The organism is Psychrobacter sp. GW64-MNA-CIBAN-0177 (assembly GCF_040309585.1).
GTDB lineage: Bacteria > Pseudomonadota > Gammaproteobacteria > Pseudomonadales > Moraxellaceae > Psychrobacter > Psychrobacter okhotskensis.
The window spans coordinates 1-246 of sequence record NZ_JBEOOY010000514.1 but is presented as its reverse complement, the minus strand read 5'-3'; the positions used below and the strand labels follow the sequence as shown (position 1 = coordinate 246).

Annotated in this window: 1 protein-coding gene; it reads left to right on the top strand. The window is 42.7% G+C overall.

The features are described from left to right. On the top strand, window positions 1-229 hold a 229-nt coding region (locus AAEY79_RS16040), incomplete at its 5' end, for a hypothetical protein (RefSeq protein WP_352289690.1). Between the last annotated feature and the right edge of the window lie 17 nt (window positions 230-246).

Sequence of the window (246 nt, the reverse complement as noted above, 5' to 3'; positions counted from 1 at the left end):
GGTTAATCCAGTAACGGGGCTTGCAGCTTTAGCAATTGATAAAGTGATTCATTCTGCCCGAGTGATCTCAGAGATCAACTTTAAAGTAACAGGCAAAATGAACGATCCTCAGGTACAAGAGTTAGATCGTAAGAGTCGAGAGGTGACTTTACCGCAAGCAGCACAAAACCAGCCACAAGCATCCTCAGAGTTAAAACTTAAAGATGCCGAGGTTAGCGCCACACAATGAATAAACAACACATAAAC